The organism is Geodermatophilus sp. SYSU D01045 (genome assembly GCF_054050295.1).
Genome location: NZ_JBJGZB010000047.1, coordinates 1 through 20,418, shown reverse-complemented (window position 1 = coordinate 20,418; position 20,418 = coordinate 1). Strand labels below are relative to the sequence as shown.

The window sequence follows — 20,418 nt, the reverse complement described above, 5'->3', positions numbered from 1 at the left end:
GCCCCCCCCCCACCCCCCCCCACCACACCACCCCCCCCCCCCCCCCCCCCCCCCCCCCCCCCCCCCCCCCCCCCCCCCCCCCCCCCCGAGGGAGGGAGGCCGGGGTCAGGAGGCGACGAGGCGCCAGACGGCCTCGGGGGCCTCCCAGTGGGCGTTGTGGCCGGCGCCCTCGAGCAGCACCGCCCGGGGGGCGACCCGCCGCATCGCGTCGGGGCCGACCATCGGGTCGGTCGCGCCGGCGGCCAGCCGCAGCGGCGCCTCCGCGCGCGACAGGACCTCCTCGACCGGCGGGCCGACGGCGCCGAACGCGCGCGGGTCCAGCGCCGGGGTGAACCCGCCGTCGGTCTCGCGGACGCCGGCGAGCGCCACCTCGGACGACGGGTCCACGAGCCCGGTCAGCCCGGCCAGCCGCAGGTGCCGCTCGGCGGCCTCGGCGGCGGTCGGGAACACCTGCGGCGGGCGGGCGGCCAGCGAGCGGGCCCGCGCGACCTCGTCGTCGGCCCAGTCGATCTTGACACCGACCGCGACCACCCGGACGACGTCCACGCCGTACCAGCCGCCGGCCAGCACCGCGCCGACGACGCCGCCGAAGGAGTGCCCGAGCACGGTCACCCGCGTGGCGTCGAGGTCGGCGGCCACCGCGGCCACGTCCGCGGCGTGCACCGCGTACCCGTAGGGCGGCTCGGCGACGGACCGGCCGTGCCCGCGCAGGTCGGGGACCGCCCAGGACCCGGGCCAGGACCGCTCGACCAGCGGCAGCAGCCGGTCCCACACCGCGCCGGTCGCGCCGAGCCCGTGGAGCAGCAGGAGCAGGTCCCCGCCGGACCCGCCGGAGCGGTACGCGATGCCCGAGCGCGTCCGCATCAGAAGGGGGTGCCGGTGAGCTGCTCGTACGCGGCGACGTAGCGGTCGCGGGTGGCGGCGACGACGTCGTCGGGGAGCTCCGGCGGCGGCGAGACGCGGTCCCAGCCCGAGGACGTGAGCCAGTCGCGGACGTACTGCTTGTCGAACGAGGGCTGCGGCGCGCCCGGCGCCCACGACGACGCGGGCCAGAAGCGCGACGAGTCCGGCGTGAGCACCTCGTCGCCGAGCACCAGGCCGCCGTCGGCGCCGAGGCCGAACTCGACCTTGGTGTCGGCCAGCAGGATGCCCGCGTCCGCGGCGATCTCCGCACCCCGCCGGTACAGCGCCAGGGTCAGCTCCCGCAGCTCGGCGGCGCGCTCGGCGCCGACCAGGGAGACCACGCGCGCGAAGTCGATCGCCTCGTCGTGCTCCCCGGCCTCGGCCTTCGTCGACGGCGTGAACACCGGCTCGGGCAGCCGCGAGCCCTCGACCAGCCCGGGCGGGAGCGGCACGTCGCGGATGGACCCGGTGCGCCCGTACTCCGCCGTCCCCGAGCCGGACAGGTAGCCGCGGGCCACGCACTCCACCGGCAGCATGTCCAGCCGCCGCACGAGCATCGCCCGCCCGGCGACGCCGGCGGGCACGTCGGTGGCCGACAGCAGGTGGTGGGTGGCGCCGAAGGAGGACAGCACCGGCGTCAGCTGCTCGAACCACCACACCGACAGCCGGGTGAGCACCCGCCCCTTGTCCGGGATCGGCGTCGGCAGCACGTGGTCGTAGGCCGAGATCCGGTCCGACGCCACGAGCAGCAGGCGGCCGGACCCGGCGTCGTAGACCTCGCGGACCTTGCCGCGTGCGACCAGGGGCAGGTCGAGCATCAGGTCAGCGCCGCCAGCCGGTCGAACAGCGGGCCGAGGTTGCGCACGTAGCCCTCGGGCCGGCAGATGTCGTCCAGCCGCGCCTCGTCGAGCGTCACGCCGGAGGCGTCGGCGCGGGTCCGCAGCGTCGACCGGAACGGCGTCCCGGAGTTCCACGTCTCCATCGCCGCGCCCTGCACCAGCGCGTAGGCGTCCTCGCGCGAGAGCCCCGACTCGACCAGTTCCAGCAGCACGGCGGAGGTGTAGATCAGCCCGCCGGTGAGGTCGAGGTTGGCGCGCATCCGGTCGACGTCGACCACCAGGTTCTCGACCAGGCCGGTGGTCAGGTGCAGCAGGTAGTCGGTGGTGATCGCGGCGTCGGGGAGGAACACCCGCTCGGTGGAGGAGTGCGAGATGTCCCGCTCGTGCCACAGCGGGATGCCCTCCATCACCGGGACGACGGCGGCGCGCACCACCCGCGCGAGCCCGGCGACGCGCTCCGAGCGGATCGGGTTCTTCTTGTGCGGCATCGCGCTGGAGCCCTTCTGGCCGGAACCGAAGGCCTCCGACAGCTCCCGCACCTCGGTGCGCTGCCCGTGCCGGACCTCGAGCGCGACGGTCTCGCAGACGGTCGCGATCACCGCCAGCGCGGACACCCACTCGCTGATCGAGTCGCGGAGGACCACCTGGGTGGAGGCGTCGGCCGGGCGCAGCCCGAGCGCCTCGGCGACGGCGACCTCCACCGACGGGTCGATGAGCGAGTAGGTGCCGACGGCGCCGGAGATGGCGACGACGCCGACGCGCTCGCGGGCCGCGCGCAGCCGGTCGCGGGAGCGGGCTACAGCGAAGGCGAGGTCGGCGACCCGGTGCCCCCACACGACCGGCTCGGCGTGCACGCCGTGCGTGCGGCCGACCTTGAGGGTCTCCCGGTGCGCCAGGCCGTGGTGGCGCAGCGCGGCGACCAGCCGGTCGGCCTTGGCCAGCAGCACGTCGGTGGCCTCGGTGAGCTGTACGGCGAGCGCGGTGTCGAGCAGGTCCGAGGACGTCATGCCGTGGTGCACGTAGGCCGCGGCCGAGCGGGGCTCGGTGTTGTCGGCCCACGCGGTGAGGAAGGCGATGACGTCGTGCTGCGTCGTCTCCTCGATCTCCGCGACGCGGGCGGCGGTCGGCGGCGGGGCGTTGCGCACCGGCTCCACGACCTCGGCCGGGACCCGCCCGGCGGCCGCGTGCGCCTCCAGCACCAGCGTCTCCACCCGGCACCAGAGCTCGTACTTGTGCTCGTCGCTCCAGACCCGGCCCATCTCGGGGAGCGTGTAGCGGTCGATCACGCGGGTACCCCCGGCAGCCGGTCGAGTCGTCGAAGCACGGGAGCATCCTCCCGCAGCGCTAGCGTGATCGAGAACGGCCCCCACGGACCGCGGAGGACCTCATGCTGCGACAGGCCGGCTCGCTGGTCGCCCGAGCGCGCGAGCGCATCCGGGCGGCGGGTGAGCGGGACCCGCACGCGTGGCCCGAGCGCGACGGCGACCGGGCGATCCTCGTGTACGACGGCGAGGTGCCCGACGACGAGACCGACGCCGGCCTGTCCGCCGACGGCGACCCGCCGCTCGGCAGCCCCGAGCCCGGCGCCCCCGACCTCGACGGGCCGCTGGCCACCGGCGGGGTGAGCGGCCCCCCGGACGGCGGGCGCCCGCACCGGGCCGCCGAGCGCGGCCGCCGGCTGCTGGGCCCGGGCCGCGAGGCCCCGCAGGGCGACGCCGCGGTGCCCGGCGCGCTGCGCACCGCGGCGGCCTGGTCGTGGCGGCTGATCGCCGTCCTCGCGGGGCTGTACGTGCTGCTCTACGCGGCGGCGTACGTCGCGGTGGTGATCGTCCCGGTCATGGTCGCGCTGCTGCTGGCGGCGCTGCTGCAGCCGGGTGCGGCCTCGCTCATCCGGCGCGGGTGGCCGCGGTCGCTGGCCGCGCTGGCGATGCTGCTGGTCGGGCTGGCCGTCGTCGCGGGGATCATCACGCTGGTCGTCGAGCGGTTCAGCGCCGGCTTCTCCGACCTCGCCGACCAGGTCAGCCAGGGCCTGGACCAGATCCGCGACTTCGTCGTCGAGACCTTCCCGGTCACCCAGCGGCAGATCGACGACGCCGTGACCAGCGCCCAGGACGCCATCGTGTCCAACCAGGAGACGCTGGCCACCGGCGCGCTGACCACGGCCGCGACGGTCGGCGAGGTGTTCACCGGCTTCGTCCTGGCGCTGTTCACGCTGTTCTTCTTCCTCAAGGACGGCCGGTCCATCTGGCTGTGGCTGGTCGGCCTGTTCCCCCGCGACTCGCGCGCCTACCTCGACGAGGCCGCCCGCCGGTCGTGGCGCACGCTCATCTCCTACGTCCGCGCCACCGTCGCCGTCGCGCTGGTCGACGCCGTCGGCATCGGCATCGGGCTGGCCGTCCTCGGCGTGCCGCTGGTGATCCCGCTGGCCGCGCTGGTGTTCCTCGGCGCGTTCATCCCGATCATCGGGTCGTTCCTCGCCGGCTCGATCGCGGTGCTGGTCGCGCTGGTCGCCGTCGGCCCGATCAAGGCGCTGATCGCGCTGGCGATCGTCGTCCTGGTCATGCAGCTCGAGGGGCACGTCCTGCAGCCGCTGCTGCTGGGCAAGGCGGTGCACGTGCACCCGCTGGCCGTGGTCCTGGCCATCGCGGCCGGACTGCTCGTGGCGGGCATCTTCGGCGCGCTGATCGCGGTGCCGGTGGTGGCCTGCGCGAACGTCGCCGGCACCTACCTGTCGCGGCGGCACGACGGCCCGCGGCCGCCCGAGCCGCGCCCGGAGCGGGCCCGCCCGGCGGTCGGGGTCCGCGGCTAGAGGGGCGCGTACGCCTCCGGGTGCGCGGCCAGGTGGGCGCGGAAGGCCCGGTCGACCGTCTCGTCCCCCTCGGGCAGCGCCGCGGCGTAGCGGCGGTCCGCCTCGATCTCGAGCCGCTCGGCGGCGTCGAGGTCGTCCTCCGCCAGCGCTGCCGCCTGCCGGGCGACCTCCGCCACGGCGTCCGCGGCGGCGGCCAGCCCGAGGAGCCGGAACCCGGCCACCGCGCGCTCGAGCCGGTCGGGCTCGAGGCCCTGGACCGCGTGCAGCAGGCCGCCGTTCACCGCCATCCCGTGGCAGAGGAGCACCGCGGCCAGGGCGGCGTCCCCCAGGTGGGAGGACGGCGCGTCCGGGTCGCAGGCGCGGTTCCACACCTCGTCGGCCGGGTCGGTCATCCCGGGACCGCGATCCGGCCCTCGACGGCGGCCAGCGCGATGTCGCTGCGCCAGTGCGCGCCGGCCAGCCGGACGGCGGCCACCCGCTCGTAGGCGGCCTGCCGCGCCGCGGCGAGGTCGGCGCCGGTCGCGGTCACCGCGAGCACCCGCCCGCCGGCCGAGCGGACGGTGCCCTCGGCGTCGACGGCGGTGCCGGCGTGCAGCACGCCCTCGCCGTCGGCGCCGGTGACCGGGTCGCCCGTGCGCGGCGCCTCGGGGTAGCCGGCCGCGGCGACGACGACCGTGACGGCCGCCCCGGACCGCCAGCGCAGCGGCGGGTGGTCGGCGAGGGTGCCGGTGGCCGCGGCGTGCAGCAGCCCGGCCAGCGGCGTCTCCAGCAGCGGCAGCACGACCTGGGTCTCGGGGTCGCCGAAGCGGGCGTTGAACTCGACCACCCGCACGCCGCGCGAGGTCAGCGCCAGGCCCGCGTAGAGCAGCCCGCTGAACGGCTCGCCGCGGCGGCGCATCTCGTCGACGGTCGGCTGCAGCACGGTGGCCAGCACCTCGTCGACCAGCCCGGCCGGCGCCCAGGGCAGCGGCGCGTAGGCGCCCATCCCGCCGGTGTTCGGGCCCGCGTCGCCGTCGTCGCGGCGCTTGTGGTCCTGCGCGGGCAGCAGCGGCAGCACCGTCGTCCCGTCGGTGACGGCGAACAGCGACACCTCCGGCCCGTCGAGGTACTCCTCGACCAGCACCGCTCCCCCGGCGTCGAGGACCCGGTGCCCGTGGGCGACGGCGGCGTCCCGGTCGGTCGTGACGACGACGCCCTTGCCGGCGGCCAGCCCGTCGTCCTTCACCACGTACGGGGCGCCGGCCTCGTCGAGCGCGGTCTCCAGCTCCGCGGGCCCGCCGACCGGCCACGCGCGGGCGGTCGGCACCCCGGCGGCGGCCATCACGTGCTTGGCGAAGGACTTGCTGCCCTCGATCTGCGCGGCCTGCTCCGACGGGCCGAAGCAGGCGGTCCCGGCGTCGCGGACGGCGTCGGCGGCGCCGGCGACCAGCGGCACCTCGGGGCCGACGACGACCAGGTCGGCGGCCCAGCCGGTGGCCAGCGCGGCCACCGCGACCGGGTCGGCGACGTCGACCGCGGCCTGCTCGGCGATCCGCGCGGTGCCGGCATTGCCCGGCGCGCAGGCCAGCGCGGTCACCGCGGGGTCGGACTGCAGAGCGACGCACAGGGCGTGCTCCCGGGCACCGGAGCCGATCACGAGCACGCGCACGGACCGCGACCCTACCGAGCGCCCGGCTACCGCACCCGGTTCGGCTGGGAGCGGTACGCCCGGTGCAGCGCCTTGACCCGCTGGTGCTCGGCGGCGCGGGCGCGGGCGTCGGCCCGCAGCAGCTGGCGGCGCGCCTCGGCCTGCAGCTTGCGCCAGCCCAGCAGGCGGGCCGGGTCGAGCAGGCCCTCGTCGATCGCGGCGGCGACGGCGCACCCGGGCTCGGTGCGGTGCTCGCAGTCGCGGAACCGGCAGCGGGTGGCCAGCTCGGCGACGTCGGCGTAGGCGGTGTCCACGCCCTCGTCGTCGTAGAGGCCGAGCTCGCGCATGCCGGGGGTGTCGACGAGCAGGCCGCCGCCGGGCAGGACGTGCAGCTCGCGGGAGGTGGTGGTGTGCCGGCCGCGGCCGTCGGCCTCCCGGATCTCCCGGGTGGGCGCCACCTCGCGCCCGGCCAGCGCGTTGGCCAGCGAGGACTTCCCGACGCCGGACGGCCCGACCATCGCCGCCGTCACGCCGGGGCCGAGCAGCGCCCGCAGCGCGTCCAGGCCCGCGCCGGTGCGCGCGCTGACGGCCAGCACCTCCGCGCCGACGGCGTCCTCGCCCACCTCCGCGACGGCCGCGGCGACGTCGTCGCACAGGTCGGCCTTGGTGAGGACGACGACCGGCGTCGCCCCGCTGCCCCAGGCGACGGCGAGGTAGCGCTCGACGCGGCGGGCCCGGGTCGGGCCGGCGAGCGCGTCGACGACCAGGACCAGGTCCAGGTTGGCGGCGACGACCTGCGCGGCGGAGGTGCGCCCGGCGACCGTGCGGGTGAACGCCGAGGTGCGGGGCAGCAGCGCGACGGCGAGCTCCCCGCGCAGCGCGACCCAGTCGCCGACCGCGGGCGCCGCGACGCCGTCGGGGTCGTGCAACGCGGCGGCCGGGTGCACCCGCCGCTCGCCGTCGGCGGTGAGCACCGTCAGCCGGCCGCGGTCGACCCGCGCCACCCGTCCGGGCTGGGTCCCCGGGGGGAGCTGCTCGAGACGCGCCCGGGACCAGCCGATCCCTGAGAGATGTGTCACGGGGCGGATGGTCCCGCGCAGCTCAGCGCGGTGTCCTCCCAATTCTCAGAGACTCGCCAGTTCGCGTTCGCCATCCCGACACCTCGGTCGGGTGTTCTGGATGGCATGCACGCGATCGAGTCGCTTGCGACTCCCGCCGTGACCCGGTCCTCCCGTCCTCTCGTGGTGGGGCACCGCGGTGCCTGCGCCTACCGACCGGAGCACACGGCCGCCAGCTACGAGCTGGCCATCGACATGGGCGCCGACCTCATCGAGCCCGACATCGTCGTCACGAAGGACGGCGCGCTGATCGCGCGGCACGAGAACGAGCTGTCCCGCACCACCGACGTCGCCACCCGGCCCGAGTTCGCCGACCGCCGCACCACCCGCCGGGTGGGTCGCAAGCGGCGCACCGGCTGGTTCGCCGAGGACTTCACCCTCGCCGAGTTGCGCACCCTGCGCGCCGTCGAGCGGCGGCCGGACCTGCGCCCGCTCAACACCGCCTACGACGGCCAGTTCGGGGTGCTCACCCTGGAGGAGGTCGTCGAGATCGCCCGCCGCCGGTCGACGCCGCTGCGCCCGGTGCGCGTGCTCGCGGAGCTCAAGAAGCCGACCTGGTCGGCCGAGCGCGGGCAGCCGATGATCGAGCTGGTGGCCGCCGAGCTGCGGCGGCTGGACGCCACCGCGCCGGACGGCACCGTCGTCGTGCAGTCCTTCGACGCCGCCGCCCTGCGCCGGCTGCGCGCCGACCTCGGCGACGACGGCCCGACCATGTACCAGCTGGTCGACACCGCCGCGGGTGACGACCACCTGCTCACCAACGCCGGGCTGCGCGCGGTGTCCACCTACGCGCAGGGCATCGCGCCGTGCGTCGACGACGTCCTGCTGCGCGACGCCGAGCAGCGGATGACCGGCGTCTCGGACCTGGTGCCGCGCGCGCACGCCGCCGGCCTCACGGTCGTGCCGTGGACGCTGGCCGCGGAGAACGGGTTCCTCCCGCGGCACCTGCGCAGCAGCGAGGACCCGGCCGCCGCCGGCGACGCGCTCGGCGCCGCGCGGCTGCTGCTCGCCCTCGGGGTCGACGGGATCATCACCGACAACCCCGACGTCGTCGTCGCCGCCCGCGCCGAGCTGGAGCAGGCCCTCCCCGAGGCCGCGTAGCACCTCGCGGCCCCACCGGACCGCACCGCGGCCAGGAGCCGTCCCCGGCGCTCGATCGCGGGAGCCTCCGGCCCCCACTCCCCCCGCCGCCTCGCAGGGCGGCGCGCGGAACTCAGTCGATCAGGTCGTGGACGACGACGTTCTCGTCGCGGCCGGGGCCGACGCCGATGACGCTGATCCGCGCGCCGGAGAGCTCCTCGAGCCGGCGGACGTAGGCCTGCGCGTTGGCCGGCAGCTCGTCGAAGGACCGGCAGTGCCGGATGTCCTCGAACCAGCCGGGCATCTCCTCGTAGACCGGCTTCGCGTGGTGGAAGCCGGTCTGGGTCATCGGCATCTCCTCGTGCCGGACGCCGTCGACGTCGTAGGCGACGCAGATCGGCACCGTCTCCAACCCGGAGAGCACGTCGAGCTTGGTGAGGAAGAAGTCGGTGATCCCGTTGACCCGGCTGGCGTAGCGGGCGACGACGGCGTCGAACCAGCCGCAGCGGCGGTCGCGGCCGGTGGTCACGCCGACCTCGCCGCCCTGCTTGCGCAGGTACTCGCCGTTGGCGTCGAACAGCTCGGTCGGGAACGGGCCCGAACCCACGCGGGTCGTGTACGCCTTGAGGATCCCGACCACCCGGGAGATGCGGGTGGGGCCGATGCCGCTACCGGTGGCCGCACCGCCGGCCGTCGGGTTCGACGACGTCACGAACGGATAGGTGCCGTGGTCGACGTCGAGCAGGGTGCCCTGCGAGCCCTCCAGCAGCACCCACTCGCCGGCGTCGAGCGCGTTCGCCAGCAGCAGCCGGGTGTCGGCGATGCGGCCCTTGAGCTGCTCGGCGTAGCCGGCGTACTCCTCGACCACCTCGTCGACGTCGATGGCCTTGCGGTTGTAGACCTTGACCAGCACCTGGTTCTTCTCGACCAGCGTGCCCTCGAGCTTCTGCCGCAGGATCGACAGGTCCAGCAGGTCGGCCACCCGGATGCCGGTGCGGGCCACCTTGTCGCCGTAGGCGGGGCCGATCCCGCGGCCGGTGGTGCCGATCCGGCGCTTGCCGAGGAACCGCTCGGTGACCCGGTCCAGGGCCCGGTGGTGCGGCATGATCAGGTGCGCGTCGGCGGAGATGACCAGCCGCGAGGTGTCGACGCCGCGCTCCTCCAGGCCGGCGAGCTCGCCGATGAGCACCTGCGGGTCGACGACGACGCCGTTGCCGATGACCGGGGTGCACCCCGGCGTGAGGATCCCCGACGGGATCAGGTGCAGGGCGTAGCGCTCGCCGTCGGGCGTGATGACGGTGTGCCCCGCGTTGTTGCCGCCCTGGTAGCGGACCACGTAGGGGACGCGCCCCCCGAGCAGGTCGGTGGCCTTGCCCTTGCCCTCGTCGCCCCACTGGGCGCCGATCAGCACGACTGCCGGCATCTCGCTGTCGTCTCCCCTGGGACTCGTCACCGGCGGTCGACCGGCTGGCAGGTGGCAGGGTATCGGCATGCCCCTCGTCCGGTTCGACCTGCGCGGTCTCGCCCCCGGGCAGGCGCCCGAGCGGGCCGTACTCGCCGAGGCCGCGGGCGCGGACTCCCTGCTGGTCCGCGGCCCCGTGCCGGCGCTCGCGGGCGTGCTGGCCGCGCTGCACGCCGCCGGCCGGACGGCGGAGGTCCCGGTGTCCTGGGAACCCGCCGACGACGGCGCCTCCCGCGGCCTGGCCCGCGCCCTGGGCATCGGCACCGGCGACGAGCGCGCGCTGTCGCTGGTCCGCGACGACCACGGCGGGGTGCTGCTCCACCACGGCCGCTACGAGGCCGCCCAGAGGGGCCGGCTGCCGCTGGCCACCCGGCTGGGCGTGCAGGCCCACCACGACGACGCCCGGGTGGCCGACGGCATGGTGGCGCGGATCGACGTGCGGCCGGACTGGACCGCCGTCGACACCATCCGCGTCGTCGTGTCCCCGCAGCTGATGCGCCCGCCGCGGCGCAGCACCGGCCGCGCGTTGCAGCTGGCCAGCGACCCGGCCCAGGTGACCCGCGACGGCGTCCCCTACCCGCGGCCGGTCTCCCGCTGGACCTGGTACGCCGACGACCGGGTGCGCTGGCGCCTGCGCCCGTGAGGGAGGGTCGCGCTGCCCCTCCCCACCCCCCGCACGCCCGCGGCGGGCCCCTGCGGCGGGGCCGACGGCCGGGGCCGCCGTCGTGGACACTGGAGGGGCTCCGTCCCGAGGAGGCCCTCCTGCGCCCGTTCACCCCGGTGGCCCGGTGACCGTCGACCGCCTGCCCGCGTTCCGCGTCGCCGCGCCGCGCCGACGGTTGCTCGACCGGGCCCTCGCCCGGCCCAGCCTGACGGCGGTCCTCGGGCTGGCGCTGGTCCTCCTGCTGTTCGGGCTGCGGACCCCCGAGCTGCTCACCCCGGCCGGGCTCGGCGAGGTCCTCGACGCCGCGGCACTGCTCGGCATCGGCGGCGTGGCGGTGGGCCTGCTCCTGGTCGGCGGCCACTTCGACCTGTCGATCGGCACGGTCACCCTCGCCAGCGCCGCCCTCACCGCGGTGCTCGCCGGGCCCGCCGGGTGGGGCATCTGGCCCGCGCTGACGACGTCGCTGGCCGCCGCGCTCGCCGTCGGGCTGGTCAACGGCTGGCTGGTGGTGCGCACCGGGCTGCCGAGCTTCCTGGTCACCCTCGCCACCGCCCTGGTGCTGCAGGGCACCACCCTGTCCGCGGTGCCGCTCGTCGCGGGCGCGCCGCGCATCGGCGGCCTGGACGAGGCGCCCGGCTGGTCCTCGGCGTCCGCCGTGTTCGGCGCCACCGCCGAGGTGGGCGGCGGCACCTTCCCCGTGTCCCTGCTGTGGTGGCTGGCCGCCACCGCGGGCGCCGGCTGGCTCCTGTGGCGGACGCGGTTCGGCAACGAGGTGCTGGCGATGGGCGGCTCCCGCCGGGCGGCGCGCGAGCTGGGCGTGCCGGTCCGCCGGACGACGCTGGTGCTGTACGCGCTCACCGCGACGGCGGGCTGGCTGCTCGGCACGCTCGCGCTGGTGCCGGCCGCGAGCGTCGGCGCCACCCCGGCCCTGGTGGGCGCCATCGACTACGTGGTGGTCGCGGTGATCGGCGGCTGCCTGCTGACCGGCGGCCAGGGGTCGATGGCCGGCGCCGCGGTCGGGGCGCTGCTCTACGCCGCCGCCCGCGAGGGCGTGGAGCTCGCCGGGTGGGACCCGCGCTGGTCCCAGGCGCTGCTCGGCGTCGTGCTGCTGGTCGCACTGCTGGTGGGAGGGGTGGTGCGCGGCCGGCTGCGGGCCGCGCCGCGCTCGTGACCGCCGTGCCGCCGGTGCTGGAGCTGCGCGGGCTGAGCGTCCGCCACGGCGGCGTGCCGGCGCTGGACCGGGTCGCGGTCACGCTGGAGGGCGGCCGCATCACCTGCGTGCTCGGCGAGAACGGCGCGGGCAAGTCGACGCTGGTGTCGGTGCTGTCGGGGCTGCGCCGGCACGACGAGGGCGAGCTGCTCCTCGACGGCGTCCCGGTGCACTTCCGCAGCCCCCGGGCGGCGCGGGCGGCGGGGATCGCCACGGTCTGGCAGGACCTCGCCGTCGCCCCGCTGCTGCCGGTGTGGCGCAACCTGTGCCTGGGCGCCGAGCCGACCCGCCGGCCGTGGCCGCTGCGCCGCCTGGACGTCGGCGCCGCGCGGGAGACCACGGTGCGCGCCCTGGAGCGCATCGGCGTCACCGGCATCGACCCCGACCAGCCGGTGAACACGCTGCTGCCCGGGTCGCGGCAGAGCCTGGCGATCGCCCGGGCGGTGCACTACGGCTCGCGGGCGCTGGTGATCGACGAGCCGACCGAGCCGATGACCATCGCCCAGCACACGCTGGTCGGGCGGGCGGTGCTCGGCGCGCGGGCGCAGGGGCTCGCCGTCGTCGTCGTCACCCACAACCCGCGCTACGCGCACCTGGTGGGCGACCGCTTCCTGCTGCTGGCGCGCGGCCAGGTGGCCGGCGACCTCACCCGCGTCGACGTCGACGCCGACGACCTGACCCGGCTCATGGCCGGCGGTGAGGAGCTCACCGCGCTGACCACCCGCCTGCAGGAGCTGCACCCCGAGCTCGGCGACCGCTAGGCCGCCGAGCCCGGGGCCGGGTCAGGCGAAGATGCTGACACCCCCGGGGCCGACGAGCAGCCCGACGACGATCAGCACGATGCCCCAGAGCAGCTGGCCTCGGACGATCGCGAAGATGCCGGCGATCACGAGGATGACGGCGAGGATCCAGAGGAGCGTTGCCACGGACACCTCCTGTGACGGGCGCCCCGGCGGGGCGCGCTGGTCACGGAGTGTGCTCCGGGCGAGGCCGCCCCGCCCGGTGAACGCAGCGGTGGAGGGGCGGCCTCACCCGTCACGGTGACCGTGGGTGAGACGCGCGCGTTCCCGGGGCAGGAGTCCGGGTCAGGGCGCCAGCGAGGGGTCGCAGTCGCGCAGCAGCTGGGTGCAGCGCTCCTGCTCGTCGGTCTCGCCGATCGCCTCGGCGGCGCGGGCGAGGACGGTGACGCAGCGCAGGAAGCCGCGGTTGGGCTCGTGCGACCAGGGCACCGGGCCGTGGCCCCGCCAGCCGTTCTTCCGCAGGGCGTCCAGGCCGCGGTGGTAGCCGGTGCGGGCGTAGGCGTAGGCCTCGATGGTGCGGCCGTCCTCGATCGCCGCCTCGGCCAGCGCCGCCCAGGCCGCGCTGGCCCGCGGGTGGCCGGCGGCGACCTCGGCGGGGTCGGTGCCGGCCGCCAGCGCGGCCTCCGCCTCGGGGTCGCCGGGCAGCAGCGTGGCCGGCGGCTCGCCGAGCAGGTTCTGGTGCGCGTGGGTCACGGCTCAGGCGCCCTGCGACTGGCCGGCCGACAGCAGGTCCTCGCACGCGGTGACGACGCGGGCGGCCATGCCGGTCTCGGCGGCCTTGAGGTAGCTGCGCGGGTCGTAGGTCTTCTTGTTGCCGACCTCGCCGTCGATCTTCAGCACGCCGTCGTAGTTGCTGAACATGTGCCCCGCGATCGGCCGGGTGAAGGCGTACTGGGTGTCGGTGTCGACGTTCATCTTCACGACGCCGTAGGACAGCGCCTCGCGGATCTCCTCCAGAGCCGAGCCCGAGCCGCCGTGGAAGACGAGGTTGAACGGCTTGCTGCCCTCGGCCAGACCGAACTCCTTGGCGACCAGCTCCTGGCCGCGCTGCAGCACGTCGGGGCGCAGCTTCACGTTGCCGGGCTTGTAGACGCCGTGGACGTTGCCGAAGGTCGCCGCGAGCAGGTAGACGCCCTTCTCGCCGAGGCCGAGGGCCTGCGCGGTGCGGACGAAGTCCCCGTCGGCGGTGTAGAGCTTCTCGTTGATCTCGGCGACGACGCCGTCCTCCTCGCCGCCGACGACGCCGATCTCGAGCTCGAGGACGATCTTCGCGGCGGCGCACTTCTCGATGAGCTCCTGGGCGATCTCCAGGTTCTCGGTGAGCTCGATCGCCGAGCCGTCCCACATGTGCGACTGGAACAGCGGCGCCTGGCCGGCGTCGACCCGGTCCTTCGACAGCGCGATCAGCGGGCGGACGTAGGAGTCCAGCTTGTCCTTGGGGCAGTGGTCGGTGTGCAGCGCGACGTTGACCGGGTACTTCTCGGCCACGACGTGCGCGAACTCGGCCAGCGCGACGGCGCCGGTGACCATGTCCTTGACCCTGGTGCCGGAGCCGAACTCCGCACCGCCGGTGGAGAACTGGATGATGCCGTCGCTGCCGGCGTCGGCGAACCCGCGGAGGGCCGCGTTGATCGTCTCCGACGAGGTGCAGTTGATGGCCGGGTAGGCGAAGCCGCCCTCCTTCGCCCGGCTGATCATGTCGGCGTAGACCTCGGGGGTCGCGATGGGCATCGGGGCACTCCTGTCGATCGACGCTGGTCGGCGGTCAGTATCTCCCGGGCGCGGAACCCCCGACAGGCCCCCGTCTCAACCCCTGCGGCGCAGCACCTTGCCGGGGTTGAGCAGGCCGGCCGGGTCGAGGGCGTCCTTGATCCGGCGGTGCACGTCCAGCGACACCGGGCCGATCTCGCGCTCGAGCCACTCGACCTTGATCGAGCCGATGCCGTGCTCGCCGGTGACCGTGCCGCCCAGCGCCAGGCCCAGCTCCAGGACGTCGTCGAAGGCGGCGAACGCCCGCGCGCGCTGGTCGGGGTCGGTGGGGTCGAAGCAGACGGTCGGGTGCATGTTGCCGTCGCCGGCGTGCCCGACGACGCCGATGGTCAGCCCCCGCCGGGCGGCGATGCCGTCGCAGCCGTCGAGGAACTCCGCGATCCGCGAGCGGGGCACGGCGACGTCGTCGATGAGCGTGCTGCCCAGCTGCTCCAGCGCCGGCAGCGCCATCCGGCGGGCGGCCAGCAGCAGGTCGCCCTCGGCGGGGTCGGCGGTGGTGTGCACCAGCTCCGCGCCGGCCTCGCGGCACAGCCGCGCCAGCGCCTCGATCTCGCGGCCGGCGGCCTCTCCCCCGGCGTCGGACTGCGCGACGAGCAGGGCGTGCGCGCCGCGGTCGAGGTCGGCGTGCAGCAGGTCGTCGACGGCGCAGATGCAGGTGTTGTCCATGACCTCCAGCAGGCTGGGCACCAGGCCGGAGGTGACCACCCGCTCGACGACCTGGCCGGTCTGCGCGGTGGTGGCGAAGGTGGCCACCAGCGTCACCGGCTGCTGCGGCGCCGGGCGCAGCGCGAGCGTCGCCTCGGTGATGACGCCGAGGGTGCCCTCCGAGCCCACGAACAGCCGGGCGAGGTCGTAGCCGGCGACGCCCTTGACCGTGCGGCGGCCGGTGCGCAGCACCCGCCCGTCGGCGAGGACCACCTCGAGGCCGAGCACGTAGTCGGTGGTGACGCCGTACTTCACGCAGCACAGGCCGCCGGAGTTCTGCGAGAGGTTGCCGCCGATCGTGCACCAGTCGTAGCTGGAGGGGTCCGGCGGGTAGAACAGCCCGGAGCCGGCGACGGCGTCGCGCAGCTGCTTGTTGACCACGCCGGGCTGGACGACGGCGAGCCGGTCGGCGGCGCTGACCTCGAGGACGGCGTCCATGCGGGTCATGACCATCGTGATCGCGCCGTCGACGGCGTTGCTCGCGCCGGCCAGCCCGGAGCCCGCGCCGCGCGGGACGACCGGGACGCCGTGCCGCGAGGCCACCCGCATGACCGCGGCGACGTCGTCGGTACTCCGGGGGAGGACGACCGCGGCGGGGGTGCCGGCCTCGGCGAGCATCGCCTGGTCGCGGGCGTAGGCGGCGGTGACGTCGGGGTCGGTGAGCACGCCGTCCCGGCCGAGCACGGCGGCGAGCTCGTCGACCCACGCGGTGGCGAGTGTGGTCACCGCCACACCGTACGGCCAGTTCCCGCGCTCATCCGCGGAACCGCACGGCTACTGCAGGCCGAGGTCGGACAGCTCGAACGCGGCGCGGTACTCCAGGCCGGCGGCCTCGACGGCGGCCCGCCCGCCGCGGTCGACGACCACCGCGACGGCGATGACCTCGGCCCCGGCCTCCTGCAGCGCCTCGACGGCGGTCAGCGGGCTGCTGCCGGTGGTGGAGACGTCCTCGACGACGAGCACCGCCCGCCCGGCGACGTCGGGCCCCTCGATCCGCCGCTGCAGGCCGTGCGCCTTGCCGTCCTTGCGGACCACGCACGCGTCGAGGAACCCCTCGCCGTCGGCGGCCGCGTGCAGCATGGCCGTGGCGACCGGGTCGGCGCCGAGGGTGAGCCCGCCGACGACGTCGTAGCGCAGGTCGCGGGTGAGCTGGCGCATCACCCGGCCCACCAGCGGCGCGCCCTCGTGGTGCAGGGTCAGCCGGCGCATGTCGATGTACCAGTCGGCCTCGCGCCCGGAGGACAGCGTGACCCGCCCGTGGACGACGGCGAGGTCGACGACCAGCTCGAGCAGGCGGTCGCGGTCGGGCTGGGCGGCTCCGTTCCAGGGGCCCGCCCCGAGGGACGAGGGGTGGGGGGGAACGGGGTCCTTCTCCATGGGAGCGACCCTACGCACGGCACCGGCCCGGCTCCCGCGAGGGAACGGGCCGGTGGCCGTCGTGCGTCAGCCCTGGGCGGGGGCCAGGACCTGGTCGACGATGTAGACGGTGGCGTTGGCGGTCTGCACGTTGCCGCAGACCACCGAGGCCGGGGTGCCGGTGACGGTCCGGGCGACGGTGAAGCTCTCGCCCGAGCCCTCGATGGTGACCTCGTCGCCGGCCACGGTGGTGTGCGTGCCGGCCAGCTGGTCCGGCGAGAGCCGGCCCGGGATGACGTGGTGGGTCAGGACCTGGGTCAGCATCGCCTGGTCGGCGAGCACGGCCTGCAGCTGGTCGGCCGGGATCGCCTCGAACGCCGGGTTGGCCGGGGCGATGACGGTGATGTCGTCGGTGGTGTTGAGCGTGTCCACCAGGTTGGCCTGGGTGACCGCCTGCACCAGCGTCGACAGGACCGGGTTGTTGCTGGCCGCGGTGGCCACCGGGTCGTCGGTCATGCCGGCGAAGCTGCCCTCGCCGTCGGCCGGGACCGAGGAGCAGGCGGCGCCGAAGGGCTCGTCGGAGGCCGGCTCGGCCATCGGGCTGTTGCTCTCCGTCGAGTCCGGGCTCTCCGAGGCCGGCGCCGAGCTGCTGTCGGAGGGCGAGCTGTCGGAGGCCGCGCTGGTGTCCTCCGAGCCGCAGGCGCTCAGGGTGACCGCGAGGGTCGAGGCGGAGGCCAGCAGGAGGCCGCGGGTCAGGGTGCTCTTCACGGTGGGTGCTCCTCGGTCGTCGGTCCATGGTCCCCCGGCCCGTTCGAGGGGTCGGGAGAGGCGTCTGCGGCCGGGTGGCCGAGACGGGTTCTGGGGTGTGCCGGGTGCCGCCCCGCGGGGCGGGGACCGCTAGGTCGCGATCACCCGGACGGAGTGCAGGCCGCTGGCCCCGTCGGGGAAGGGCCGGGCGCGTTCCCCGGTCTGCACCTCGCCGTCGGCCGTGGTGGCCCGGACGGTGAGCTGGTAGGAGCCGGGGGCGAAGTCGAAGGGCAGCCGCCACTGCCGCCACACGTCGGCGTCGACCGCGGGGGCGAGCTCGGCCTCCAGCCAGTCGCCGTCGTCGACCCGGACCTCGACGCGGGAGATGCCGCGGGTCTGCGCCCAGGCGACGCCGGCGATCGCGCGCCGGCCGGCGGGGAACCGGCGCAGGGGGGCCGGGGTGTCGATCCGGGAGGCCACCTTGACCGGGCCCCGGGCGGCCCAGCCGCGCTCGACCCAGTAGGCGTCGAAGGCGTCGTAGGTGGTGGCCTCGATCGAGGTCATCCACTTGCAGGCCGAGACGTAGCCGTACAGCCCCGGGATGAGCATCCGGACCGGGAAGCCGTGCTCGACCGGCAGCGGCTCGCCGTTCATCCCGAAGGCGAGCATCGCGTCGTCGACCTGCAGCGCCGAGCGGGTGGGCGCGCCGATCGTCATGCCGTCGGCCGAGCGGCAGACCAGCTGGTCGGAGCGGTCGGAGACGCCGTTCTCGCGGAGGAAGGCGCGGAGCGGGACGCCGGTCCAGCGCGCGGTGCCGGCCAGGCCGCCGCCGACCTCGTTGGAGACGCAGGTGAGCGTGACGTCGCGCTCGACGACGTCGTCGCGGTCGAACAGGTCGGCCAGCGTGTACGTGCGCGGGGAGTCGAACATCCCGGTCAGCCGCAGCCGGTACTCCCCCGGGCGGATCTGCGGGACGGTGATCGCGGTGTCCACCCGGTAGAAGTCGCGGTCGGGCGTGAACAGCGGCGTCAGCCCCTCGACCCGCTCGGCGAGGTCGGCGCCGGGGGGCAGCGCGGGGGCCGGGGACGACGGCGTCGGCAGGGAGAGGTCGCCGCGGTCGCCGCTGACGTCGAACCGGCGCTGCAGCAGCAGCCCGCCGCCGCCGGCGACCGCGGCCGCGCCCAGGGCGGCGGCGCCGGTGAGGACGAACCGCCGGCGGTCCAGGCCGGCGTCCTCGCGACCGGCCGTCGTCAGCGCGTCGCGCAGCCGGTCCAGCACCGCCTCGTCGTCGCCGCGTGGGGCGGGGCGCAGCGGCACCGTCAGCGGGGCCACCAGCAGGAGGAGGGCGACGACGCCGGCCCCCGCGCCCGCGACGGAGGGCAGCGCGTCGAGCGGGCCGCCCGCCGGCCGGGTCGCCGCGGCGAGGGCGCCGATGGCGCCGAACAGCACGATCCCGGCCACGCCGGCCCGCCGGGAGCGCAGCGACACCAGCCCGACCAGCGCCGCGTACAGAGCGACGACGACCAGCGTGCCGACGACGAGGGCGACCTTGTCGTCCTCGCCGAACGTCGCGACGGCGAACTGCTTGACCGGCTCGGGGACCAGGGTGATGACCGTGTCGCCGACCGCCACGACCGGCGAGGACGCCGGACCGACGAGCGCGGCGACCAGCTCGGCCACGCCCAGCGCGGCCGCGGCGGCCAGCAGCCCGGCGAGCGCGGCGAGCAGCCCGCGCGCGCCGCGGCGGGCAGGGCGGTCGGCCCCGTCCGGTCCGGTGGCCGGCGCGGGGGCCTGCTCGGTGGTGGTCACGTCCGGCGTTCGGGGCGGCCGGGCGAGCGGTTCACCACCGGAGGTAACGAAACGGTCACGACATCAGATCGTGCGCGACGGAATCAGCGTCCCTGCGCCCGCCGCCAGCCCTGGGAGCGGTACCAGTCGCTGGCCGGCTTCTGCGCGAGCGCGACGACGCCGACGACGACGAGCAGCGTCTGGACCAGGTTCAGCACCGTGGTCAGCCCGCCGACGGACGGCCCGGCCAGCGAGAACAGCCCGCCGACGACGGCCAGGCCGCCGAACACCCAGAGCACGATCCGCGCCCAGTTGCGCCCCGTCCAGGCGAACCAGAGGAACAGCGCCTGCAGGCCGAGGAGGACCAGGCTGAAGACGATGCCGACGGTGACCACCGTGGCGCTCGCGACGCCGGAGACGCCCTCGTACTCGGCCGGGTCCAGGCCGGCGTCTACCAGCGCCCGGTCGACGACCTCGTCGAACTGCGCGAACGCGACGATCGCGCCGAGCAGGCCGAGGACCAGGCTCGCGACGTAGGCGCCGATCCCGAGGCGCACCGCCTGCGGCCGCTCGAGCGGGGCGGGCGCGCCGAGGCCGTCGGGCGCGGCCGGCGCGGAGGCGTAGCCCCCGTACGGGTTCTGGCCGTAGGGGTCCTGGCCGTAGGGGTTCTGGCCGTAGGGCTGCCCCGGCTGGTCCCAGCCCTGCGGGCCCTGTCCTGCGGTCATGTCCGTCCTCTCCCGTCGTGGTGGCCCGCGCATGATGATCGACGGGCCGCCGTCCGACCACCCCCGGGCGCGCCGCGCGGCCGGCCGGCGGTCAGCGGGCGGACGTTCGCCGGCGCTCCCCCTCCGTCCGGTACCACTCCGAGGCCGGCCGCAGGGCGAGCGCGACGAGCCCCACCGCGCTGATGACGGTGATGAACACCGACAGCGACCCGAGGAAGCCCTGACCGGTCGTCCCCGGACCGGTGAGGCCGGACAACCCGCCGAGGACGTTGACGGCACCGAGGACCTGGAGCACCACCCGCGCCCAGGCGCGCCCGGTCCAGGCGAACCGGATGACCAGCGCCTCCAGGGCCACCAGCACCACCCCGAAGCCCGCGCCGACCCAGAACGCGGCCCGCGCCGTCGACTCGGGGACCTCGGCTCCCGAGGCGGCCTGCACCTGTGCGACGACGCCGTCGACGTCGGACAGCGTGACCACCGAGGACACCAGGCCGAGGATCAGCGCGGCCATGAACGCGCCGATCCCCACCCGCACCGCGACCGGCCGCTCGGCCGGCGGCGGGGGCTCGGCGCCCGGCGCCGGCGGCGCGTCGCGGTGGCCCGGGAGCGGTCCTCCCCGTTCCTCGGTCACGTGGCCCCTCCCTCTCCTCGACGGTCCTGCCGCCATCGTGCCCGTGCCGGGTGCGGCGCCTCCCCGCGCCGCGCCCCGGGGACGCGGCGGGGGGGGGGGGGGGGGGGGGGGGCCGGGGGGGGGGGGGGGGGGGGGGGGGGGGGGGGGGGGGGGGGGGGGGGGGGGGGGGGGGGGGGGGGTGGTG

At 76.1% G+C, this 20,418-nt stretch carries 21 protein-coding genes; 5 read left to right on the top strand and 16 right to left on the bottom strand.

From position 1 onward, the window contains the following. Window positions 1-105: 105 nt before the first annotated feature. Genes ACI798_RS22670 through purB form a run of 3 tightly spaced genes read right to left on the bottom strand, consistent with a single transcriptional unit; the run spans window position 106 to window position 3,028 of the window. Window positions 106-864, bottom strand: coding sequence for an alpha/beta fold hydrolase (locus ACI798_RS22670; RefSeq protein ID WP_457049011.1), 759 nt, complete (start codon window positions 862-864; stop codon window positions 106-108). Continuing rightward, on the bottom strand, window positions 864-1,721 hold the full coding sequence (locus ACI798_RS22665) for a phosphoribosylaminoimidazolesuccinocarboxamide synthase (RefSeq protein WP_457049010.1): 858 nt from the start codon (window positions 1,719-1,721) through the stop codon (window positions 864-866). The genes ACI798_RS22670 and ACI798_RS22665 overlap by 1 nt, the downstream gene beginning before the upstream one ends. Further along, window positions 1,721-3,028, bottom strand: a complete 1,308-nt coding sequence (purB, locus tag ACI798_RS22660) for an adenylosuccinate lyase (RefSeq protein WP_457049009.1) — start codon at window positions 3,026-3,028, stop codon at window positions 1,721-1,723. The genes ACI798_RS22665 and purB overlap by 1 nt, the downstream gene beginning before the upstream one ends. 101 nt (window positions 3,029-3,129) lie before the next feature. On the opposite strand from purB, the gene ACI798_RS22655 reads away from it, so the two are divergent. Then, window positions 3,130-4,551 (top strand): AI-2E family transporter, encoded by a 1,422-nt coding sequence (locus tag ACI798_RS22655; RefSeq protein ID WP_456942417.1) that lies wholly within the window; start codon window positions 3,130-3,132, stop codon window positions 4,549-4,551. On the opposite strand, the gene ACI798_RS22650 is transcribed toward ACI798_RS22655, so the two are convergent. The 3 genes from ACI798_RS22650 to rsgA are packed head-to-tail and all read right to left on the bottom strand — an operon-like array spanning window position 4,548 to window position 7,257. Beyond that, window positions 4,548-4,943: a hypothetical protein gene (locus tag ACI798_RS22650; protein ID WP_457049008.1), complete on the bottom strand. Its 396-nt coding sequence runs from the start codon at window positions 4,941-4,943 to the stop codon at window positions 4,548-4,550. The genes ACI798_RS22655 and ACI798_RS22650 overlap by 4 nt on opposite strands. Beyond that, complete coding sequence (purD, locus tag ACI798_RS22645) at window positions 4,940-6,199, bottom strand: phosphoribosylamine--glycine ligase (protein WP_456942415.1); 1,260 nt, start codon at window positions 6,197-6,199, stop codon at window positions 4,940-4,942. The genes ACI798_RS22650 and purD overlap by 4 nt, the downstream gene beginning before the upstream one ends. A 26-nt stretch (window positions 6,200-6,225) precedes the next feature. Continuing rightward, a complete protein-coding gene (gene rsgA / locus ACI798_RS22640) occupies window positions 6,226-7,257 on the bottom strand; it encodes a ribosome small subunit-dependent GTPase A (protein ID WP_456942414.1) in 1,032 nt (343 codons plus the stop codon). A gap of 162 nt (window positions 7,258-7,419) precedes the next feature. On the opposite strand from rsgA, the gene ACI798_RS22635 reads away from it, so the two are divergent. Continuing rightward, window positions 7,420-8,397 carry a glycerophosphodiester phosphodiesterase family protein gene (locus ACI798_RS22635; protein WP_457049007.1) on the top strand — a complete coding sequence of 326 codons (978 nt, stop codon included), beginning with the start codon at window positions 7,420-7,422 and terminating at the stop codon, window positions 8,395-8,397. Window positions 8,398-8,509: 112 nt separating this feature from the next. Here the strand turns inward: ACI798_RS22635 and ACI798_RS22630 are convergent, their stop codons facing one another. Further along, window positions 8,510-9,799, bottom strand: coding sequence for an adenylosuccinate synthase (locus ACI798_RS22630; RefSeq protein WP_456942412.1), 1,290 nt, complete (start codon window positions 9,797-9,799; stop codon window positions 8,510-8,512). Between the two features lie 67 nt (window positions 9,800-9,866). On the opposite strand from ACI798_RS22630, the gene ACI798_RS22625 reads away from it, so the two are divergent. The 3 genes from ACI798_RS22625 (at window position 9,867) to ACI798_RS22615 (ending at window position 12,473) form a co-directional block, all read left to right on the top strand. Further along, the gene (locus ACI798_RS22625; protein WP_457049006.1) at window positions 9,867-10,481 is read left to right on the top strand and encodes a hypothetical protein; all 615 of its coding nucleotides are present in this window, start codon (window positions 9,867-9,869) and stop codon (window positions 10,479-10,481) included. A gap of 145 nt (window positions 10,482-10,626) precedes the next feature. Next, the gene (locus ACI798_RS22620; RefSeq protein ID WP_456942410.1) at window positions 10,627-11,673 is read left to right on the top strand and encodes an ABC transporter permease; all 1,047 of its coding nucleotides are present in this window, start codon (window positions 10,627-10,629) and stop codon (window positions 11,671-11,673) included. Next, complete coding sequence (locus ACI798_RS22615; protein ID WP_457049005.1) at window positions 11,670-12,473, top strand: ATP-binding cassette domain-containing protein; 804 nt, start codon at window positions 11,670-11,672, stop codon at window positions 12,471-12,473. The genes ACI798_RS22620 and ACI798_RS22615 overlap by 4 nt, the downstream gene beginning before the upstream one ends. A 21-nt stretch (window positions 12,474-12,494) precedes the next feature. Here the strand turns inward: ACI798_RS22615 and ACI798_RS22610 are convergent, their stop codons facing one another. The 9 genes from ACI798_RS22610 to ACI798_RS22570 all read right to left on the bottom strand — a co-directional run bounded on the left by ACI798_RS22610 (window position 12,495) and on the right by ACI798_RS22570 (window position 20,234). Next, a complete protein-coding gene (locus ACI798_RS22610; RefSeq protein WP_457049004.1) occupies window positions 12,495-12,638 on the bottom strand; it encodes a GPGG-motif small membrane protein in 144 nt (47 codons plus the stop codon). Window positions 12,639-12,797: 159 nt separating this feature from the next. Then, complete coding sequence (locus tag ACI798_RS22605; protein ID WP_456942407.1) at window positions 12,798-13,205, bottom strand: DUF3151 domain-containing protein; 408 nt, start codon at window positions 13,203-13,205, stop codon at window positions 12,798-12,800. A gap of 3 nt (window positions 13,206-13,208) precedes the next feature. Next, window positions 13,209-14,243, bottom strand: coding sequence for a class II fructose-bisphosphate aldolase (gene fbaA, locus ACI798_RS22600; protein ID WP_456942406.1), 1,035 nt, complete (start codon window positions 14,241-14,243; stop codon window positions 13,209-13,211). 75 nt (window positions 14,244-14,318) lie between these two features. Then, window positions 14,319-15,713: an FAD-binding oxidoreductase gene (locus tag ACI798_RS22595; protein ID WP_457049003.1), complete on the bottom strand. Its 1,395-nt coding sequence runs from the start codon at window positions 15,711-15,713 to the stop codon at window positions 14,319-14,321. A 48-nt stretch (window positions 15,714-15,761) separates the two neighbouring features. After that, on the bottom strand, window positions 15,762-16,364 hold the full coding sequence (gene pyrE, locus ACI798_RS22590) for an orotate phosphoribosyltransferase (RefSeq protein ID WP_457049002.1): 603 nt from the start codon (window positions 16,362-16,364) through the stop codon (window positions 15,762-15,764). 66 nt (window positions 16,365-16,430) lie between these two features. Next, window positions 16,431-17,111 (bottom strand): fasciclin domain-containing protein, encoded by a 681-nt coding sequence (locus ACI798_RS22585; RefSeq protein ID WP_456942403.1) that lies wholly within the window; start codon window positions 17,109-17,111, stop codon window positions 16,431-16,433. 129 nt (window positions 17,112-17,240) lie between these two features. After that, window positions 17,241-18,899, bottom strand: a complete 1,659-nt coding sequence (locus ACI798_RS22580) for a molybdopterin-dependent oxidoreductase (RefSeq protein WP_456942402.1) — start codon at window positions 18,897-18,899, stop codon at window positions 17,241-17,243. A gap of 83 nt (window positions 18,900-18,982) precedes the next feature. Beyond that, window positions 18,983-19,603 (bottom strand): hypothetical protein, encoded by a 621-nt coding sequence (locus tag ACI798_RS22575; protein WP_456942401.1) that lies wholly within the window; start codon window positions 19,601-19,603, stop codon window positions 18,983-18,985. Between the two features lie 91 nt (window positions 19,604-19,694). Continuing rightward, a complete protein-coding gene (locus tag ACI798_RS22570; RefSeq protein ID WP_456942400.1) occupies window positions 19,695-20,234 on the bottom strand; it encodes a hypothetical protein in 540 nt (179 codons plus the stop codon). Window positions 20,235-20,418: the final 184 nt, after the last annotated feature.